General features: G+C 70.1%; 16 protein-coding genes. 8 read left to right on the top strand and 8 right to left on the bottom strand.

The window, feature by feature from the left end; translation table 11 throughout:
- Positions 1-4 precede the first annotated feature (4 nt).
- Positions 5-589 (bottom strand): aminoacyl-tRNA hydrolase, encoded by a 585-nt coding sequence (gene pth / locus P2P98_RS09525; RefSeq protein ID WP_275799429.1) that lies wholly within the window; start codon positions 587-589, stop codon positions 5-7.
- Between the two features lie 110 nt (positions 590-699).
- Positions 700-1,326 (bottom strand): 50S ribosomal protein L25/general stress protein Ctc, encoded by a 627-nt coding sequence (locus P2P98_RS09520; protein WP_275799428.1) that lies wholly within the window; start codon positions 1,324-1,326, stop codon positions 700-702.
- 277 nt (positions 1,327-1,603) lie between these two features.
- Between P2P98_RS09520 and P2P98_RS09515 the strand changes: the two genes are divergently transcribed.
- Entirely contained in the window at positions 1,604-1,729 is a 126-nt protein-coding gene (locus P2P98_RS09515; RefSeq protein ID WP_013586064.1) for a hypothetical protein, read from the top strand.
- 6 nt (positions 1,730-1,735) lie between these two features.
- Here P2P98_RS09515 and P2P98_RS09510 read toward each other — a convergent pair whose 3' ends face one another.
- The 4 genes from P2P98_RS09510 to P2P98_RS09495 all read right to left on the bottom strand — a co-directional run bounded on the left by P2P98_RS09510 (position 1,736) and on the right by P2P98_RS09495 (position 5,919).
- Positions 1,736-2,473, bottom strand: coding sequence for a fumarylacetoacetate hydrolase family protein (locus P2P98_RS09510; RefSeq protein ID WP_275799426.1), 738 nt, complete (start codon positions 2,471-2,473; stop codon positions 1,736-1,738).
- Entirely contained in the window at positions 2,470-3,885 is a 1,416-nt protein-coding gene (locus P2P98_RS09505; RefSeq protein WP_275799425.1) for an MFS transporter, read from the bottom strand. The genes P2P98_RS09510 and P2P98_RS09505 overlap by 4 nt, the downstream gene beginning before the upstream one ends.
- A 141-nt stretch (positions 3,886-4,026) precedes the next feature.
- On the bottom strand, positions 4,027-4,821 hold the full coding sequence (locus P2P98_RS09500) for an IclR family transcriptional regulator (RefSeq protein ID WP_275799424.1): 795 nt from the start codon (positions 4,819-4,821) through the stop codon (positions 4,027-4,029).
- 42 nt (positions 4,822-4,863) lie between these two features.
- Positions 4,864-5,919, bottom strand: a complete 1,056-nt coding sequence (locus P2P98_RS09495; RefSeq protein ID WP_275799423.1) for a D-2-hydroxyacid dehydrogenase — start codon at positions 5,917-5,919, stop codon at positions 4,864-4,866.
- Between the two features lie 110 nt (positions 5,920-6,029).
- Here P2P98_RS09495 and P2P98_RS09490 point away from each other — a divergent pair, with 110 nt between their 5' ends.
- Complete coding sequence (locus tag P2P98_RS09490) at positions 6,030-6,941, top strand: NAD(P)-dependent oxidoreductase (RefSeq protein WP_275799422.1); 912 nt, start codon at positions 6,030-6,032, stop codon at positions 6,939-6,941.
- 52 nt (positions 6,942-6,993) lie between these two features.
- On the opposite strand, the gene P2P98_RS09485 is transcribed toward P2P98_RS09490, so the two are convergent.
- Positions 6,994-7,995 carry a zinc-binding dehydrogenase gene (locus tag P2P98_RS09485; protein ID WP_275799421.1) on the bottom strand — a complete coding sequence of 334 codons (1,002 nt, stop codon included), beginning with the start codon at positions 7,993-7,995 and terminating at the stop codon, positions 6,994-6,996.
- A gap of 19 nt (positions 7,996-8,014) precedes the next feature.
- Positions 8,015-8,794, bottom strand: coding sequence for an SDR family oxidoreductase (locus P2P98_RS09480; RefSeq protein WP_275799420.1), 780 nt, complete (start codon positions 8,792-8,794; stop codon positions 8,015-8,017).
- 130 nt (positions 8,795-8,924) lie between these two features.
- Between P2P98_RS09480 and P2P98_RS09475 the strand changes: the two genes are divergently transcribed.
- The 6 genes from P2P98_RS09475 to P2P98_RS09450 form a co-directional block, all read left to right on the top strand.
- Positions 8,925-9,620, top strand: a complete 696-nt coding sequence (locus P2P98_RS09475; protein ID WP_275799419.1) for an FCD domain-containing protein — start codon at positions 8,925-8,927, stop codon at positions 9,618-9,620.
- A gap of 26 nt (positions 9,621-9,646) precedes the next feature.
- The gene (locus P2P98_RS09470; protein ID WP_275799417.1) at positions 9,647-10,165 is read left to right on the top strand and encodes a gluconokinase; all 519 of its coding nucleotides are present in this window, start codon (positions 9,647-9,649) and stop codon (positions 10,163-10,165) included.
- A gap of 87 nt (positions 10,166-10,252) precedes the next feature.
- Positions 10,253-11,848 carry an NADP-dependent phosphogluconate dehydrogenase gene (gndA, locus tag P2P98_RS09465; protein ID WP_275799416.1) on the top strand — a complete coding sequence of 532 codons (1,596 nt, stop codon included), beginning with the start codon at positions 10,253-10,255 and terminating at the stop codon, positions 11,846-11,848.
- 2 nt (positions 11,849-11,850) lie between these two features.
- A complete protein-coding gene (locus tag P2P98_RS09460; RefSeq protein ID WP_275799415.1) occupies positions 11,851-12,324 on the top strand; it encodes a VanZ family protein in 474 nt (157 codons plus the stop codon).
- Between the two features lie 5 nt (positions 12,325-12,329).
- On the top strand, positions 12,330-13,064 hold the full coding sequence (locus tag P2P98_RS09455) for a response regulator transcription factor (RefSeq protein WP_058597454.1): 735 nt from the start codon (positions 12,330-12,332) through the stop codon (positions 13,062-13,064).
- Between the two features lie 89 nt (positions 13,065-13,153).
- Positions 13,154-14,428: HAMP domain-containing sensor histidine kinase (locus tag P2P98_RS09450; protein ID WP_275799414.1), on the top strand; the 1,275-nt coding region annotated here is incomplete at its 3' end.

Raw genomic sequence — 14,428 nt, 5'->3', positions numbered from 1 at the left:
CTCGTCAGGCGCGCGGGGCGTGGAATCGCTGCTGCGCCGCGACCAGCCCCTCCTCGACGAGCATCTCCACCGCGTCCGCGGCATCCGAGACGAGGATCGGCAGGGTCTGACGCTCGGTCGCGCCGAACGGATCCAGCACCCAGTCCGCTGGGTCCTGCCGACCCACCGGGCGGCCGATGCCGACGCGCACGCGCGGGAACTCCGGAGTGCCCAGCGCCTTGGCGACGTCGCGGACACCGTTGTGTCCGCCGTGACCGCCGCCCGTCTTGAGCTTCACGGTGTCGTATGGGATGTCGAGTTCATCGTGGACGACCACCACCCGCTCCGGAGCGACGTCGTAGAAGCGGGCGAGCCCGGCAGCCGGACCGCCCGAGACGTTCATGAAGCTGTTCGGCTTCGCGAGCACGAGCTTGGCGCCGCCCGGGCGCAGCCACGTCTCGGCGACGCGGGCGTTCGCCTTGTGTGCGCGGAACGCTTCGCTCCGCCGCGCCGCGAGCTCGTCGACGACCATCTGGCCGATGTTGTGCCGCGTCGCCTCGTAGCGCGGGCCCGGGTTGCCCAGTCCCACGATCACCCACGTGTCTGCCATGGCATCCATTCTCTCGGTTCGGCCGAAACGACAGTCCAGCCGGAAACGAAACGAGGGGGCGCGAGAACGCGCCCCCTCGTCGACGAACTGCGACTCGCAGCCGTCCGGCGTCAGTTGTCGGCGGCCTCGGCCTCTTCGGACTGCTCCTCGGCGACCTCGGCGTCGGCCTCGGCGATCTCTTCCTCGGCGGCCAGCGTGTCGAGCGGCACCGAGACGCCCACGATGAGGGTCTCGGGCTCGGTCACGAGGCTCGCACCGGCGGGGAGCTTCAGGTCGGCAGCGGTGATCTGCGTGCCGTCCTCGGCGCCCTCGACGTCGACCTCGACGTTCTGCGGGATGTGGGTGGCCTCGACCTCGAGCGACACGGTCGCGGTGTCGAGCATCGCGATGGTGCCGGAGAAGGGCTCGCCGATGACGACGACGGGCACGTCGACCTGGACCTTCTCGCCCTTCTTCACGACGATGAGGTCGATGTGCTCGATGATCTGGCGCACGGGGTCCTTCTGGACGTCCTTGACCAGCACGAGCTGGCTCTTGCCCGCGATGTCGAGGTCGAGCAGGGCGTTCGCGCGGCGGATGAGCAGCGCGGTCTGGTGACCGGGCAGCGCGACGTGCTGGGGCTCGGTGCCGTGGCCGTAGATGACGGCCGGGATCTTGCCCGCGGCGCGGAGGCGACGGGCGAAGCCCTTGCCGAAGTTCTCGCGGAGCTCCGCGACGACCTTGTTGTCTTCCGACATGATGTTCTCCTCGCGGGCATGCGGCCCGCAGCTTGGGGGCGGAACACGGCCCGCACCGGTGGTCTGGATTCGACTCGAACGCGAGCGCGTGAGGAAAGCCGGGAGCCTGCATCACCGCGTCGATCACGGATGCCACGTTCACCAAACGGTGTGCGACAGTCCCTCGCCGAAGTTCCCCGGAAGTCTACCAGCGCGAGCGCGTCCGCACGACCCGCGCGTGTCGAGGAGCACCGGAGCGCGCCGGTAGAATCGAAACCCACCGACCCGAAGGATCATCATGGACAGCGGCTTCTTCTCCCACGTCGTGCTCTGGGTCATCGGCGGTGTCGCCCTCCTCGGCGGCATCGGCGCGATCGGCGCCCTCTTCTCGATGGGCCGCAACGCGGGCTACAAGAAGCACTGACGCACGTCAGATCGTCGGGGTCCGCAGCCGCATCTCGCCCACGACGACCTCGACCGTGACTCCCGGACGGATCGGGGATGCCGAGAACGGCGCTCCCATCATGATCACGTCCCCGGGGCCCAACGTCGTCCACGCTGCGACGTACGCGAGACACGCGCGCATCGACATCGGGTAGCGCCCCGCCGACGTGTCGCGAACGGGCTCCCCGTCGACGACGAGCTGGAGCGTCACGTCGTCGTCGAGACCGATCGCGGTGTCGATGTACGGCCCCAGTGGGGTGTACCCCTCCCCCGACTTCGACTCGAAGTTGCGGGGGTCGAATGCCGACCGATCGGGACTCGACAGATCGTTCACCGCGGTCATGCCGAGCACGTACTCGTGCGCGTTCTCGGCCGTAAGGCCCGTCGTGTCGCGACCGATCACGACCGCGACCTCCGCCTCGGCGACCGTCGTACCGGCGTCGCGGCGGAGTGCGACCGTCTGGTCCGGACCCGTGACGGTACGAGGACTCTTCAGCCACGCCTGGACGGGAGCCGCGTGGTCGGGCCCGTTCTGAGCGATTCCCACGACGACCGTCGGGACGCACGGCGCTTCGAAAGTCCCCTCCACCGGGGTCCCGGCATCCGTGATCTGCTCCCCCGCAGCGAACGCGGCGTAGGGGTCGGCGATCGGCACGAACCGTTCTCCGTCGAGCCGAACAGTGCGGACGCCCTCCGTCGTCCGCACGCGGGCGATACGGGTCACCGGATCGTTCGAACGGTCACGGTCGTGGCATCCACACCCTCGCCCGCCTCGTCGCGCGACACCTTGATGGCGTCGTCGGTACGCGTGAGGTCGCGACGGAGCGTCTCGGGGACGAGGAACGTCGAGGCGGTCGTGATGAGCGCGAGCGTCCCCATGTAGATCGCGAGGAGGAGCCAGTTCGCCCCGCTCACGGCGATGATGTACGCGCCGAGGACTCCCGCGAGGCCACCGGCGAGAACGGCCGAGATCTCGCGCGCCATCGCCACGCCCAGGTAGCGGTGACGGTTGCCGAACAGCTCGGGGAGCATGGCGCACTGCGGTCCGAGCATCGAGTTGACGGCGACGCCGATGCCGATCGCGATCACGGCGATCGTGATCGGGTAGCTCCCGAGCGAGATCAGCCACCAGGCGGGGAAGGTGAAGACCAGCATGAACAGCGCACCCATGCGGTAGACGGTGCGGCGACCCATACGGTCGGACAGCGCGCCCGTCAGGGGCACCGAGAAGATGCCGATGAGCGAGCCGAGCGTGACACCCCAGGTCAGCAGGCTGCGGTCGGCCTGGCCACCCACGGAGGCGACGAAGAACGTCAGCGCGAGGGTGTTGAACATGTACGAGCCGCCGTTCTCGGCCATGCGCAGGCCGATGCCCACGATGACGCCCGGCAGGCCCCGCGTGAAGATGTCGCGGATCGGGCGCTCGGCGATCTGCTCGCTCTTCTCGAGCTCGATGAACGTCGGGGTCTCGCGCAGGCGCATGCGGATGAACAGCGCGAGCAGGATGAGCACGAACGACGCGAGGAACGGCACGCGCCAGCCCCAGCTGAGCAACTGGTCCTCGGGAAGCAGCGAGATGAGGCTGAAGACGACGGCCGCGAGCAGCGTGCCCGCCTGGATGCCGATGAACGGCAGCGCCGAGAAGAACCCGCGGCGCTTGACCGGCGCGTACTCGGCCATGAGCACGGTGGCACCGGCCTGTTCGGCGCCGGCGCCGAAGCCCTGCAGCAGACGCATGATGACGAGAAGGATCGGCGCGAGGATGCCGACGGCCTCGTAGGTCGGGAGCAGGCCGATGGCCGTGGACGCCCCGCCCATCAGCAGGATCGTGATGACCAGCACCCACTTGCGGCCGAGCTTGTCGCCCAGGACGCCGAAGAACAGTCCGCCGAAGGGGCGGGCGAGGAATCCCACACCGTAGGTCGCGAAGGCCGCGACCGTGGCGAGGGCCGGGTTGTCCTGCGAGAAGAACAGGACGTTGAAGATCAACGCCGTCGAGAGGCCGTAGAGCGCGAAGTCGAAGTACTCCAGCGCGCTACCGATGCTCGATGCGAGGGTGGCGCGACGCAGATTGGCAGCGTACTCGGGGTCATCCTGCGGCTGCGGCGTCGGTGTGGATGCAGTGGTCACGGCCATCTCCTTCGATCGGCTGGGGTCTTTCGACTTCCGCGACTGTACCAACCCTGTGGACACAGTTCAATATGTTGGACGCAGGATTTGTCTCCCCTCCCGCGGACACCACGATCACCGCCCCTTCCGAGGCGGAGGAGGCGCTCCTCAGCGCGAGCGCGACGCGCTGAACGGGTTCGTCAGCGCCTTCGCCGCCTCGCGCAGCGCGGCACCGACACGGGCGACGCGTTCGGGGGTGGCATCCGCGACGGGGATGCCGACGCCGAGGGCGAGCTGCGGATCACCGGGCGCCCACCCCTCGAGCGGCACGGCGACGCCGACGATGCCGCGGAACGACTCCTCCTCGTCGACCGACCACCCGCGCTCCCGCGCCGCGGCGAGCTTGGCGATGACGCCCTCGACGTCGACCGTGCTGTGCTCCGTCAGCTTCGGCAGCGGACGCCCTCGCGTCAGCAGCGCCCGGACGTCGTCGTCGCTGCGGGTCATCAGCAGCGCGCGCCCCGTGGCGGACAGGGCCGCGGGCAGGCGCGAGCCGAGCGGGGTCCCGAGCCGCACGGAGCGCGAGCCCTCGTAGCGCGCCAGATAAAGGGCGTCGGCGTCATCGAGGACCGCGACCTGCACGAGCTCGGACGAGAGGGCCGGAGAGGTCTCGCAGACGGCGTAGAACTCGCGCACCTGGTTGAACTGCGCGGCGAACGCTCCCCCGAGTTCTGCCGTGCGGATCCCGAGACGGTAGCCGAGCGGCACGCGCTCGATCATGCGCCCCGCCTCCAGCGACAGGCACAGATTGGCCGTCGACGATTTCGCGAGCCCGAGGCCCGCCGCCAGCTCGGTGAGCGTCAGCGCGCGACCCGCCTCGGCGAGCAGGCCGAGAAGACGGATGCTGCGCCCGACGGCTGGAGCCGGATCGCGCGCGATCGCGCTCGCTTCGTCATCACTCACGGCGTCCTCCCGTCGAACCGGAGTCGCGAGGGCCGCGACAGGTCAATAGAACTCGACCGTATCGACAACCGCGCGCATCGGCTCGCCGTCGAGCAGGCGCGTGGCGTTCTCTGCGAACCGGCGCGCGATGCGCTCCTCCTCTTTGCTGTTGAGCGCGGCCGTGTGCGGGCTGACGAGGACTCTCGGATGCCGCCACAGCGGCGACTCCTCCGGGAGGGGCTCCACCTCGAACACGTCGAGGGCGGCGAACGACACGCGTCCGTCGTCGAGAGCCGCGAGGAGCTCCGTCTCATCGATCACGGTCCCGCGACCGACGCTCGCGACGATCACCCCCGGCTTCACCGCGGCGAGAACCTCGGCGCCGATCAGGTGATGCGTCTGATCGGTTCCCGGCAGGGTGACGACGATGGCATCCACCTCGCTCACCGCCGTGGCCAGCTCGTCGAGCGAGACGAGGCGGTCGACCCCGTCCACGGGGGTGCCGGAGCGCGTCGTCCCCCACACCTCGGCGCCCAGCGCGTGGAAGCGGCGCGCGCACTCCGCCCCGATTCCCCCGAGCCCGACGACGAGCACGGTCATCTCGTCGACCTGGCGCATCTCCCAGCGATCGGTCCAGCGTCGATCCGCCTGCTGCTGCGCGAGCCGCGGCAGGTCCTTCGCGCCGGCGAGGACGCCGAACACCGCGAACTCGGCGAGCGGTCCCCCGTGGACGCCGGCGCTGGTGGTGAAGACGATGCGATCCAGCGCCGCGCGGTCGAGATCGGCCGCCTTCACCTGCCCTCCTCCGCCCGCAGCGGTCGTCATCACCCACCGCAGCTTCGGATTGGCGGCGACGGTCCGTGCGAGGGCGGCGGGATCGACGTCCGGGATGCCGAAGAGCGCGTCCGCCGAGTCGACCATGTCGTCGAATGCGCGCTGCTCGTCAGCCGAGCGCTCGTGCGCCGGGTCACCCGACCAGTCGGCGGGCCCGCGCATCGGGTGCGTGAGCGAGGCGTCGCGCATCAGCTCGACGCGCGGCTCGAGGCGCTCGATCAGTTCGCAGTGCTCCTCTTTCAGGGGCACCGCCACCACCGCGCGTAAGCTCTTGCGTGTCGACATCGTCGTCGTCTCCTCTCGCCGCGAGGCTGGTCGCCCGTCGCGGACTCGTCCAACGTCGTTCACCATACTGAACCCTGTTCAACCTATTGTCTAGCCGATAGGATGCCGACATGACGACGCTCGACGAAGAGACCGGCACCCTTCCCCCCGCCGCCGAGGTGCGCCTCGGCGTCTGGGGCCTCGGCGCCATGGGCGAGCCCATGGCGCAGCATCTGCTGTCCGCGCGCGGGGCCCTGACCGTCCACGCCCGCCGAGAGCGCGACGCACTGACCGCGGCGGGAGCCGCGTGGGCGTCGACGGCGCGAGAACTCGCGGCGGCCACCGACGCCGTCCTCGTCATGCTCCCCGACCTCCCGCAGCTCGAGGAGCACCTCGACGGCCCCGACGGGCTGCTCGCGGGCATCGACGGGCGCCCTTTCCTCCTGATGATCGGGTCGACATCCTCTCCGGTCGGCGTGCGCGAGCTGGCGGAACGGCTGCCCACCGGCATCCGGGTCGTCGACTGCCCTGTCTCGGGCGGCGAGGACGGCGCGAAGGCCGGGACCCTCTCGATCATGCTCGGCGGAGACAGCGCCGTCGCCGATCTCGCCGCGGAGCTCCTCGCGCCTTGCGGCACCCCCATCCGTCTCGGCCCCCTCGGCGCGGGAGAGGTGGCCAAGGCGTGCAACCAGATGGTCGTGGCGGCGACCATCCTCGCCCTCGGTGAGGCAACCGAGCTCGCCGCCCGGTCCGACGTCGACCCCGCGGCGCTCTGGGAACTGCTCGGCGGCGGGTACGCGGGGTCGAACCTGCTCGCCAGCCGCCGCGAGAAGCTCGTGACCGGCGACGACTCCCCCAGCGGCGTCGCCGGCTACATGGTCAAGGACCTGCGCTTCGCCGCCGATATCGCGGCCGCGACCGACACGCGCCCGGCACTGCTTCCCGCCCTCCGCGCCGCCTTCGACGAGATCGTCGACCGTGGCCTCGGCGAGCGCGACATCGCCGTCACGCGCCGGTTCACGGCGGTCCGCAGCGACGACTGACGCACGAATGACGACGCCCCGGTGGCAGCGACCACCGGGGCGTCATTGTTCCTCAGAGGGCGAAGACGACCTTGCCCGAGCGCTGCGAGTCCCGCGCCGTGGCGAAGGCCTCGGCGGCATCCGTCACCGCGAACTCGTGCGTGAGCGCGCTCTCGATGCCGGGGTTCGCCGCGAGCAGCGCGACCGCCTGATCGATCTCGTCGCGGAAGCGGAACGCGCCGAGATAGCGCACCTCTTTCGAGATGAAGGGGGCGAGGTTCACCGGTCGCGGATCGTCGGGGAGCATGCCGACCTGCACGACGGTGCCACCGGGGCGGACGGCCTTCAGCGCGGTCGAGATCGACACCGGCACGCCCGAGCACTCCAGGACCACCGCATAGGCACCCGATTCCACCGCGTCGGCGGAGACATCGACGGTCGCCGACGCGCCGAGCGCCGCCGCCCGCTCGAGCGGGCCCGCGAGCACGTCGGTGGCGGTGACGCGTGCACCGGCAGCGACGGCCGCAGCCACGGCCATCAGGCCGATCGGCCCGGAACCGGTGACGAGCACGTCGAGCCCCTCGACGGGACCGGCCTTGCCGAGCGCGTGCAGCGCGACCGCGAGCGGCTCGGCGAGAACCGCACGGCGCACGGGCAGACCGTCGGGAAGGACTCGCACCATGTCGGCCTCGACGATCAGGTACTCGGATGCCGCGCCCTGCGTGTGCGGCCAGGTCGACGCGCTGCCGAGATATGACCCGCCCGGCCACAGGTGCGGGGCGTTCTCGATGCCCTCGCGCGGCGTGCCGAAGCGCGCGGGGTGGACGGTGACCGGCGTCCCCGGCGCCAGAGCGCCGGAGGGGTCGAGGTCGACGCGGCCGGAGAGCTCGTGACCGGGGACCAGGGGTTCCCGAACCACGAACGCCCCGTTCGCGCCCTCGTAGTAGTAGTGCAGGTCCGACCCGCAGATGCCGACGTACTCGACACGCAGGCGCACCTGCCCCTTGCCGGGCTCGGGGATGGGCACGTCGCGCACCTCAGCGGTGAGCGCCTTCTCGATCAGCAGAGACTTCATCGGTGATTCCTCTCCGCGGTCAGACGACCGCTGTCATCCCGCCGTCGACGAAGATGTTCTGACCCGAGACGAAGCTCGACGCGTCGGACGCGAGGAACAGCAGCGCCCCCCGCAGTTCGTCGACGTCGCCCCATCGGGCCGCAGGCGTGCGCTGCGTCAGCCAGCGCGTGAACTCGGGATCGTCGACCAGGGCGCGGTTCATCTCGGTCGCGAAGTAACCAGGGCTGAGCGCGTTGACCTGGATGCCGAACCGCGCGAGGTCGGCGGCCATGCCGGCGGTCAGCTGCGCGACACCGCCCTTCGTCGCCGAGTACGGCGCGATCGTCTGACGCGCGAGGCGCGACTGCACGGACGCGACGTTGACGACCTTGCCCGAGCCCCGAGCGACCATCGCGGGCGTGATGAAGCGCGAGACGTAGAAGACGCCCGAAAGGTTCGCGGCGACGATGTCGTCCCAGTCGGCGACCGGGAACTCGTGGATGGGCGCGCGGCGCTGCACGCCCGCGTTGTTGACGAGGATGTCGGGCGCCCCGACGTTGTCGAGCAGATCCGCGACGGCGCTCTCGACGGCGCCGGCGTCGCTGACGTCGAAGGTCACGGCGTGCGCGGGACGACCCGACAGCTCTTCGGCTTCGGCGCGCGTCTGCTCCACGGCATCCGCGTCCCGTCCGTGCACGATCAGCCGCGCTCCGCCGCGTGCGAGGGTCAGCGCCAAGCCCCGGCCGAGGCCGCGAGACGAGCCGGTCACGAGAGCCAAGCGGTCGGACACGTCGAAGAGATCGGCGTTCGAGGCGGTCATGGGGGTTCTCCGAGTCTGAAGACGGTGAGAGCGGCCGCGAAGCCGATCACCGACTCACGCCCGCAAATCCTCACACAATGATCATATTTTTGACAAGATATGGTCGTATCAAACAACTCAGGAGGGACGGATGGCCCGAGCGTCGCACGGCTCGTTGGTGGATGCCATCGGGATGCGCATCGTCGACGGCGACCTGCCCGCGGGTCGCGTCCTGACTCTCGCGGCGCTCGAGTCCGAGTACGCCGTCTCCCGCACCGTCGTGCGCGAAGCCGTGCGCGTGCTCGAGGCGATGGGCATGCTCGAGCAACGGCGTCGGGTCGGCATCACGGTGCGCCCCGCGGTCGACTGGAGCGCCCTGGACACGCGATTGATCGGGTGGCAGCTCGCCGGACGCCGCCGCGACCAGCTCATCGCGAACACGACGGAACTGCGGGCCGCGATCGAACCGGCGGCTGCGCGCCTCAGCGCCCGCCGCGCCACCGACCTGCAGCGCGGCGAGCTGCTCCGCCTCGCCGACGAGCTCGCCCGCCTGGGAGCTGCGGGCCTCGGCGACTCCCCCGAGTACCTCGCGGCCGACATCGCGTTCCACGACCTGATCCTCGTCTCGAGCGGGAATCTCATGCTCGCAGCCGCCCGGGCGCCGATCGCCGCCGCAATCGAGGGACGCGCCCTCCACGGACTGACCCCCGGCATCCCGAACCCCGACGCCCTCGACAACCACGTCGAGACGGCCGCCGCAATCGGCCGCGCCGACGCCGATGCCGCCGAGGAGCACACCCGCCGCTACGTCGCGGCGGTGCTGACCGAAGTCCGCCCCACCCTCTGACCGACCGATCGACGAAGAGAGAGCTCATGGTCACCACACCCCCCGTCCTCGTGTTCATGGGTCCCGCCGGGACCGGCAAATCCACCGTCGCGAGCATGCTCGCCGGACGCCTCGGGTGGGACTTCCAAGAGGGCGACGACCTTCACCCCGCCGAGAACGTCGCCAAGATGGCATCCGGTCACGCCCTCAACGACAACGACCGCTGGCCGTGGCTCGACCGCGTCGCGGCGTGGATCGACGGACAGATCGCGGCCGGCCGCCCCGGGATCATCACGTGCTCCGCACTGAAGCGCAGTTACCGTGACGTGCTGCGCCGGGACGAGGTCACGTTCGTCCTCCTCATGGGCGACCCCGCTCTCGTGCTCGAGCGTCTGCTGCGCCGCCAGGGGCACTACATGCCGCCGTCGCTGCTCACCTCGCAGTTCGAGACCCTGCAGATGCCGGATGCCGATGAGCGGGCGATCCGCGTCGACCTCGATCTGACTCCCTCCCAGCAGGTCGAGGAGGTCATCGACCGACTCAGCCTCCCCACCATCACCCCCTGAAACACGCAAAGGCCGAGCCGATAAAGTGGCGGAGGCGGCCCGCGTGAATCGCCCACCCTTCCTCGCACCTGAATACGGAGCAAACGCATGACGTCCACCCCCTCCCCGACCGGACCCTCGACCGACCAGGACCAGGCCCCGCACGAGGCCGCGCAGGTGCACGAGGGTGCGCCCGGCCCCGAAGAGGTCGCGCGTCCCACCGCCGAGGCCGATTCGCGCCCGCAGGGCGACGGTCAGGCCCACGCGAACATCGGCGTCGTCGGCTTGGCGGTGATGGGGTCCAACCTCGCACGCAACCTCGCCAGCCGCGAGGGCAACACCGTCGCGGTGTTCAATCGCTCGCGTTCGAAGACCGACGAGCTGCTCGAAGCGCACCCCGAGGCGAACTTCGTCGCGTCGTTCTCGTACGAGGACTTCGCCGCGTCGCTGTCGAAGCCTCGCACCGCGATCATCATGGTCAAGGCCGGTCGCCCCACCGACTTCGTCATCGACGAGCTGGTCAAGGTGTTCGAGCCCGGCGACATCATCGTCGACGGCGGCAACGCCCTCTTCACCGACACGATCCGCCGCGAGAAGGCCGTCCGCGAGACGGGGATCAACTACGTCGGCATGGGTGTCTCGGGCGGTGAGGAGGGCGCCCTTCTGGGCCCCTCGCTCATGCCCGGCGGCTCGGACGAGTCGTGGCAGACGCTCGGCCCGATCCTGACCTCCATCGCCGCGGTCGCCGAGGGCGAGGCGTGCGTGACCCACGTGGGCCACGACGGAGCCGGCCACTTCGTGAAGATGGTGCACAACGGCATCGAGTACGCCGACATGCAGCTCATCGCAGAGGCATACGACCTCATCCGTCGCGCCACCGGCAAGACCCCCGCCGAGATCGCCGACGTGTTCGCCGAGTGGAACCGCGGCGAGTTGGAGTCGTACCTCATCGAGATCACCGCCGAGGTCCTGCGTCAGACGGATGCCGAGACCGGCAAGCCCCTCGTCGACGTCATCCTCGACCAGGCCGGCGCCAAGGGCACCGGCGCCTGGACCGTGCAGACGGCCCTCGACCTGGGCGTCCCCGTCTCGGGTATCGCGGAGGCCACCTTCGCGCGGTCGCTGTCGAGCCACCCCGAGCAGCGCGAGGTCTCGCGCGAGCTCCCCGGCCCCTCTGGCACCGACCTGCTCTCGGGCGAGGATGCCGACGCGTTCATCGAGCAGGTGCGCCTCGCGCTGTACGCCTCGAAGATCGTCGCCTACTCTCAGGGCTTCGACGAGATCCGCGCCGGCGCGGCCCAGTACGACTGGAACATCGACCTCGGCGCGGTGTCGAAGATCTGGCGCGGCGGCTGCATCATCCGCGCCCAGTTCCTCAACCGCATCGCCGAGGCATACGACGCCGAGGCCACGCTCCCCGTGCTGCTGACCGCGCCGTACTTCGTCGAGGCCCTCGGCCGCGCCCAGGACGCCTGGCGCCACATCGTCGCGCTGTCCGCGGCGAGCGGCATCCCCGCCCCCGCGTTCAGCTCGTCGCTGGCGTACTACGACGGCCTGCGCGCCGAGCGCCTCCCCGCGGCGCTCATTCAGGGCCAGCGCGACTTCTTCGGTGCGCACACGTACCGTCGCGTCGACAAGGAGGGCACGTTCCACACCCTCTGGTCGGGCGACCGCACCGAGATCGAGGCAGAGGACACTCACTGACGGTGCAGGTGACGAGGCGGCGACGGGCTCTGCTCGTCGCCGCTTCGGCGTTGTACGCCGCGGGAGTCTGGTGGATGACGCTGCGTCCCACGATCTACGACGAGAACGTCGGCGGCATCCTGCACGCGATCCTCCGCGCCGCCCGCGGCTGGCCGCCGACCGCGTGGATCACTTTCGACGGGGTCGAGTTCACCGCCAACGTGGTGATGTTCGCGCCCCTCGGCGTGCTCGTCCTGCTGTGGGGCGGACGGTGGTGGCACGGTATCGCGGCGGGCCTGCTCATCAGCTCCGCGATCGAGACGACGCAGCTCCTGTTCCTCCCCACCCGCGTCGCCGACGTGCGCGACGTGATCGCGAACACCTCGGGAGCGGCGATCGGCGTCGTCCTGATGGCCGTTGTCGGCTGGCGCGCAGCTCGCTCTCAGGATTCCCATAAGCCACGCCATAGAAAGCTCATAGATACGAGCGCACAATGAGTTCCATGACCGTGACCGCCACCGCTCCCGCCTTCACTCGCCCCGACGGGAGCGCCCTGCGCGTCCTCGTCGTCGACGACGAGCAGATGCTCACCGACCTCCTCTCGATGGCTCTGCGCATGGAGGGATGGGACGTCCGCACAGCGGGCTCCGGCTTCGACGCCCTGCAGGCCGCGCGCGACTTCGCTCCGGATGCCATGGTGCTCGACATCATGATGCCCGACCTCGACGGCATGGCGGTCCTGCAGCGGCTGCGTCACTCCGGCAACGACGTGCCGGTCCTCTTCCTGACCGCGAAGGACGCCGTCGCGGACCGCGTCGCCGGTCTCACCGCGGGTGGCGACGACTACGTCACGAAGCCCTTCAGCCTCGAGGAGGTCGTGGCGCGTCTGCGCGGGCTGATGCGCCGCGCCGGTACCGCTCTGACGCGCGACGCGGAGCCGATCCTGCGCGTGGGCGACCTGTCGCTCAACGAGGACAGCCACGAGGTCGTGCGCGCGGGTCAGGAGATCGAGCTGACGGCGACCGAGTTCGAGCTGCTGCGATTCCTCATGCGGAACCAGCGCCGTGTCGTGTCGAAGGCGCAGATCCTCGACCGGGTCTGGAACTACGACTTCGGCGGCCGCTCGAGCGTCGTCGAGCTGTACATCTCGTACCTGCGCAAGAAGATCGACGCGGGTCACGAGCCGCTCATCCACACGGTCCGCGGCGTCGGCTACATGATCAAAGCGCCGCAGTGACGACTCCCCCGCGGCCGGAGCCAACGGTGTCTCCCCCGCCCGACCGATCTCGGCGGCTCGGTCGGCCGTGGAGCCTGCAGGCACGCCTGATGACGGCGGTCATCGGCATGGTCGCGTTCATCCTCATCATGATCGGGGTGTCCACCAGCGCGATCCTCAGCCAGGTGCTGCTGAACAACCTCGAGGCGGAGGTCGGCGACGTCGCCTCGCTCGCCCAGCCGCGCATCAATCTGCAGAGCACGGCCGAGAACGTCCTGGACTCGGGGCCGTTCGACAACGGCACCCTCATGGTCATGAAGACGCGCCTCGGCGGGACGACGGGGGCGGTCGTCGACGACGGGAACTCCCGCGCCCTGACCGCCGACGAGCTCGCGCAGATCGTGGAGAGCCTCGCCTCGTCGAGCCCCGCCTCGCGCACGGTGGAACTGCCGAACCTCGGCGAATACCTCGTCCGCCCCTACGGCACGGCCGGCAGTGACGAGGTCCTTCTCGTCGGGCTTCCCCTGTCACAGGTCACCGGCACGATCGGTGCCATCCTCACCACGGTCGCCCTGGTCACGACCGGTGGGCTTCTGCTCCTCGCCGCCGTCATCGCGCTCGTGATCCGCCTGGGACTTCGGCCCCTCAAGGCGGTGTCCGAGACGGCGACGCGCGTCGCGTCTATCCGCATGGATCAGGGCGACGTGTCGATCACCGAGCGCGTGCCCACCGAACAGGTCGACGACCACACCGAGATCGGGCAGGTCGGCGCGGCCCTCAACACGCTTCTCGACCGTGTCGACGCCTCACTTTCCGCCCGCCAACGCAACGAAGAACTGATGCGCCGATTCGTCGCGGACGCCAGTCATGAGCTGCGCACGCCCCTGGCATCCATCCGCGGGTTCTCGGAGCTCTCGCTGCGCGCCATGCGCCAGGCCCACGATGACGAGTCGCGTCAGCGAACCGCAATGGCCGTCGAGACCACCGAGCAGTCGCTCGAGCGGATCCTCGCCCAGTCGATCCGCATGACGACGCTGGTCGAGGATCTGCTGCTGCTCGCCCGGCTCGACGAGGGCCAGGAACTCGTCTTCGGCACGGTCGACCTCACGCGTCTCGCGGTGGAGGCGGTCGGGGACGCGCGGCCCGCCGGACCCGACCACTCATGGACCATCGACGTCGGCGACGAACCCGTCGAACTCGCCGGCGACGCGTCTCGGCTCCACCAGGTCGTGGCGAACCTGCTCGCCAACGCGCGCACGCACACGCCGGCCGGGAGCGAGGTGGCCGTCTCGGTGACCCGCGAGGGCGACGACGCCGTCCTTCGCGTCCACGACAACGGGCCCGGGGTCGACCCCGCGGTCGCGGCCCAGCTGTTCGAGCGCTTC

It is taken from the genome of Microbacterium sp. Kw_RZR3 (assembly GCF_029222405.1).
In the GTDB taxonomy this organism is placed as follows: Bacteria; Actinomycetota; Actinomycetes; order Actinomycetales; family Microbacteriaceae; genus Microbacterium.
Note: the sequence above shows the minus strand (reverse complement) of the source record. Positions and strands in the feature narration are given on the sequence as shown.

Excerpts from the sequence above, each read along its gene's own strand:
- pth (WP_275799429.1), bottom strand. The coding sequence starts at position 589 with ATGGCAGACACGTGGGTGATCGTGGGACTGGGCAACCCGGGCCCGCGC.
- P2P98_RS09475 (WP_275799419.1), top strand. The coding sequence starts at position 8,925 with ATGGCCCGAGCGTCGCACGGCTCGTTGGTGGATGCCATCGGGATGCGC.
- gndA (WP_275799416.1), top strand. The coding sequence starts at position 10,253 with ATGACGTCCACCCCCTCCCCGACCGGACCCTCGACCGACCAGGACCAG.
- P2P98_RS09480 (WP_275799420.1), bottom strand. The coding sequence starts at position 8,794 with ATGACCGCCTCGAACGCCGATCTCTTCGACGTGTCCGACCGCTTGGCT.
- P2P98_RS09470 (WP_275799417.1), top strand. The coding sequence starts at position 9,647 with ATGGTCACCACACCCCCCGTCCTCGTGTTCATGGGTCCCGCCGGGACC.
- P2P98_RS09515 (WP_013586064.1), top strand. The coding sequence starts at position 1,604 with ATGGACAGCGGCTTCTTCTCCCACGTCGTGCTCTGGGTCATCGGCGGT.
- P2P98_RS09485 (WP_275799421.1), bottom strand. The coding sequence starts at position 7,995 with ATGAAGTCTCTGCTGATCGAGAAGGCGCTCACCGCTGAGGTGCGCGAC.
- P2P98_RS09490 (WP_275799422.1), top strand. The coding sequence starts at position 6,030 with ATGACGACGCTCGACGAAGAGACCGGCACCCTTCCCCCCGCCGCCGAG.
- P2P98_RS09495 (WP_275799423.1), bottom strand. The coding sequence starts at position 5,919 with ATGTCGACACGCAAGAGCTTACGCGCGGTGGTGGCGGTGCCCCTGAAA.
- P2P98_RS09505 (WP_275799425.1), bottom strand. The coding sequence starts at position 3,885 with ATGGCCGTGACCACTGCATCCACACCGACGCCGCAGCCGCAGGATGAC.
- P2P98_RS09455 (WP_058597454.1), top strand. The coding sequence starts at position 12,330 with ATGACCGTGACCGCCACCGCTCCCGCCTTCACTCGCCCCGACGGGAGC.
- P2P98_RS09520 (WP_275799428.1), bottom strand. The coding sequence starts at position 1,326 with ATGTCGGAAGACAACAAGGTCGTCGCGGAGCTCCGCGAGAACTTCGGC.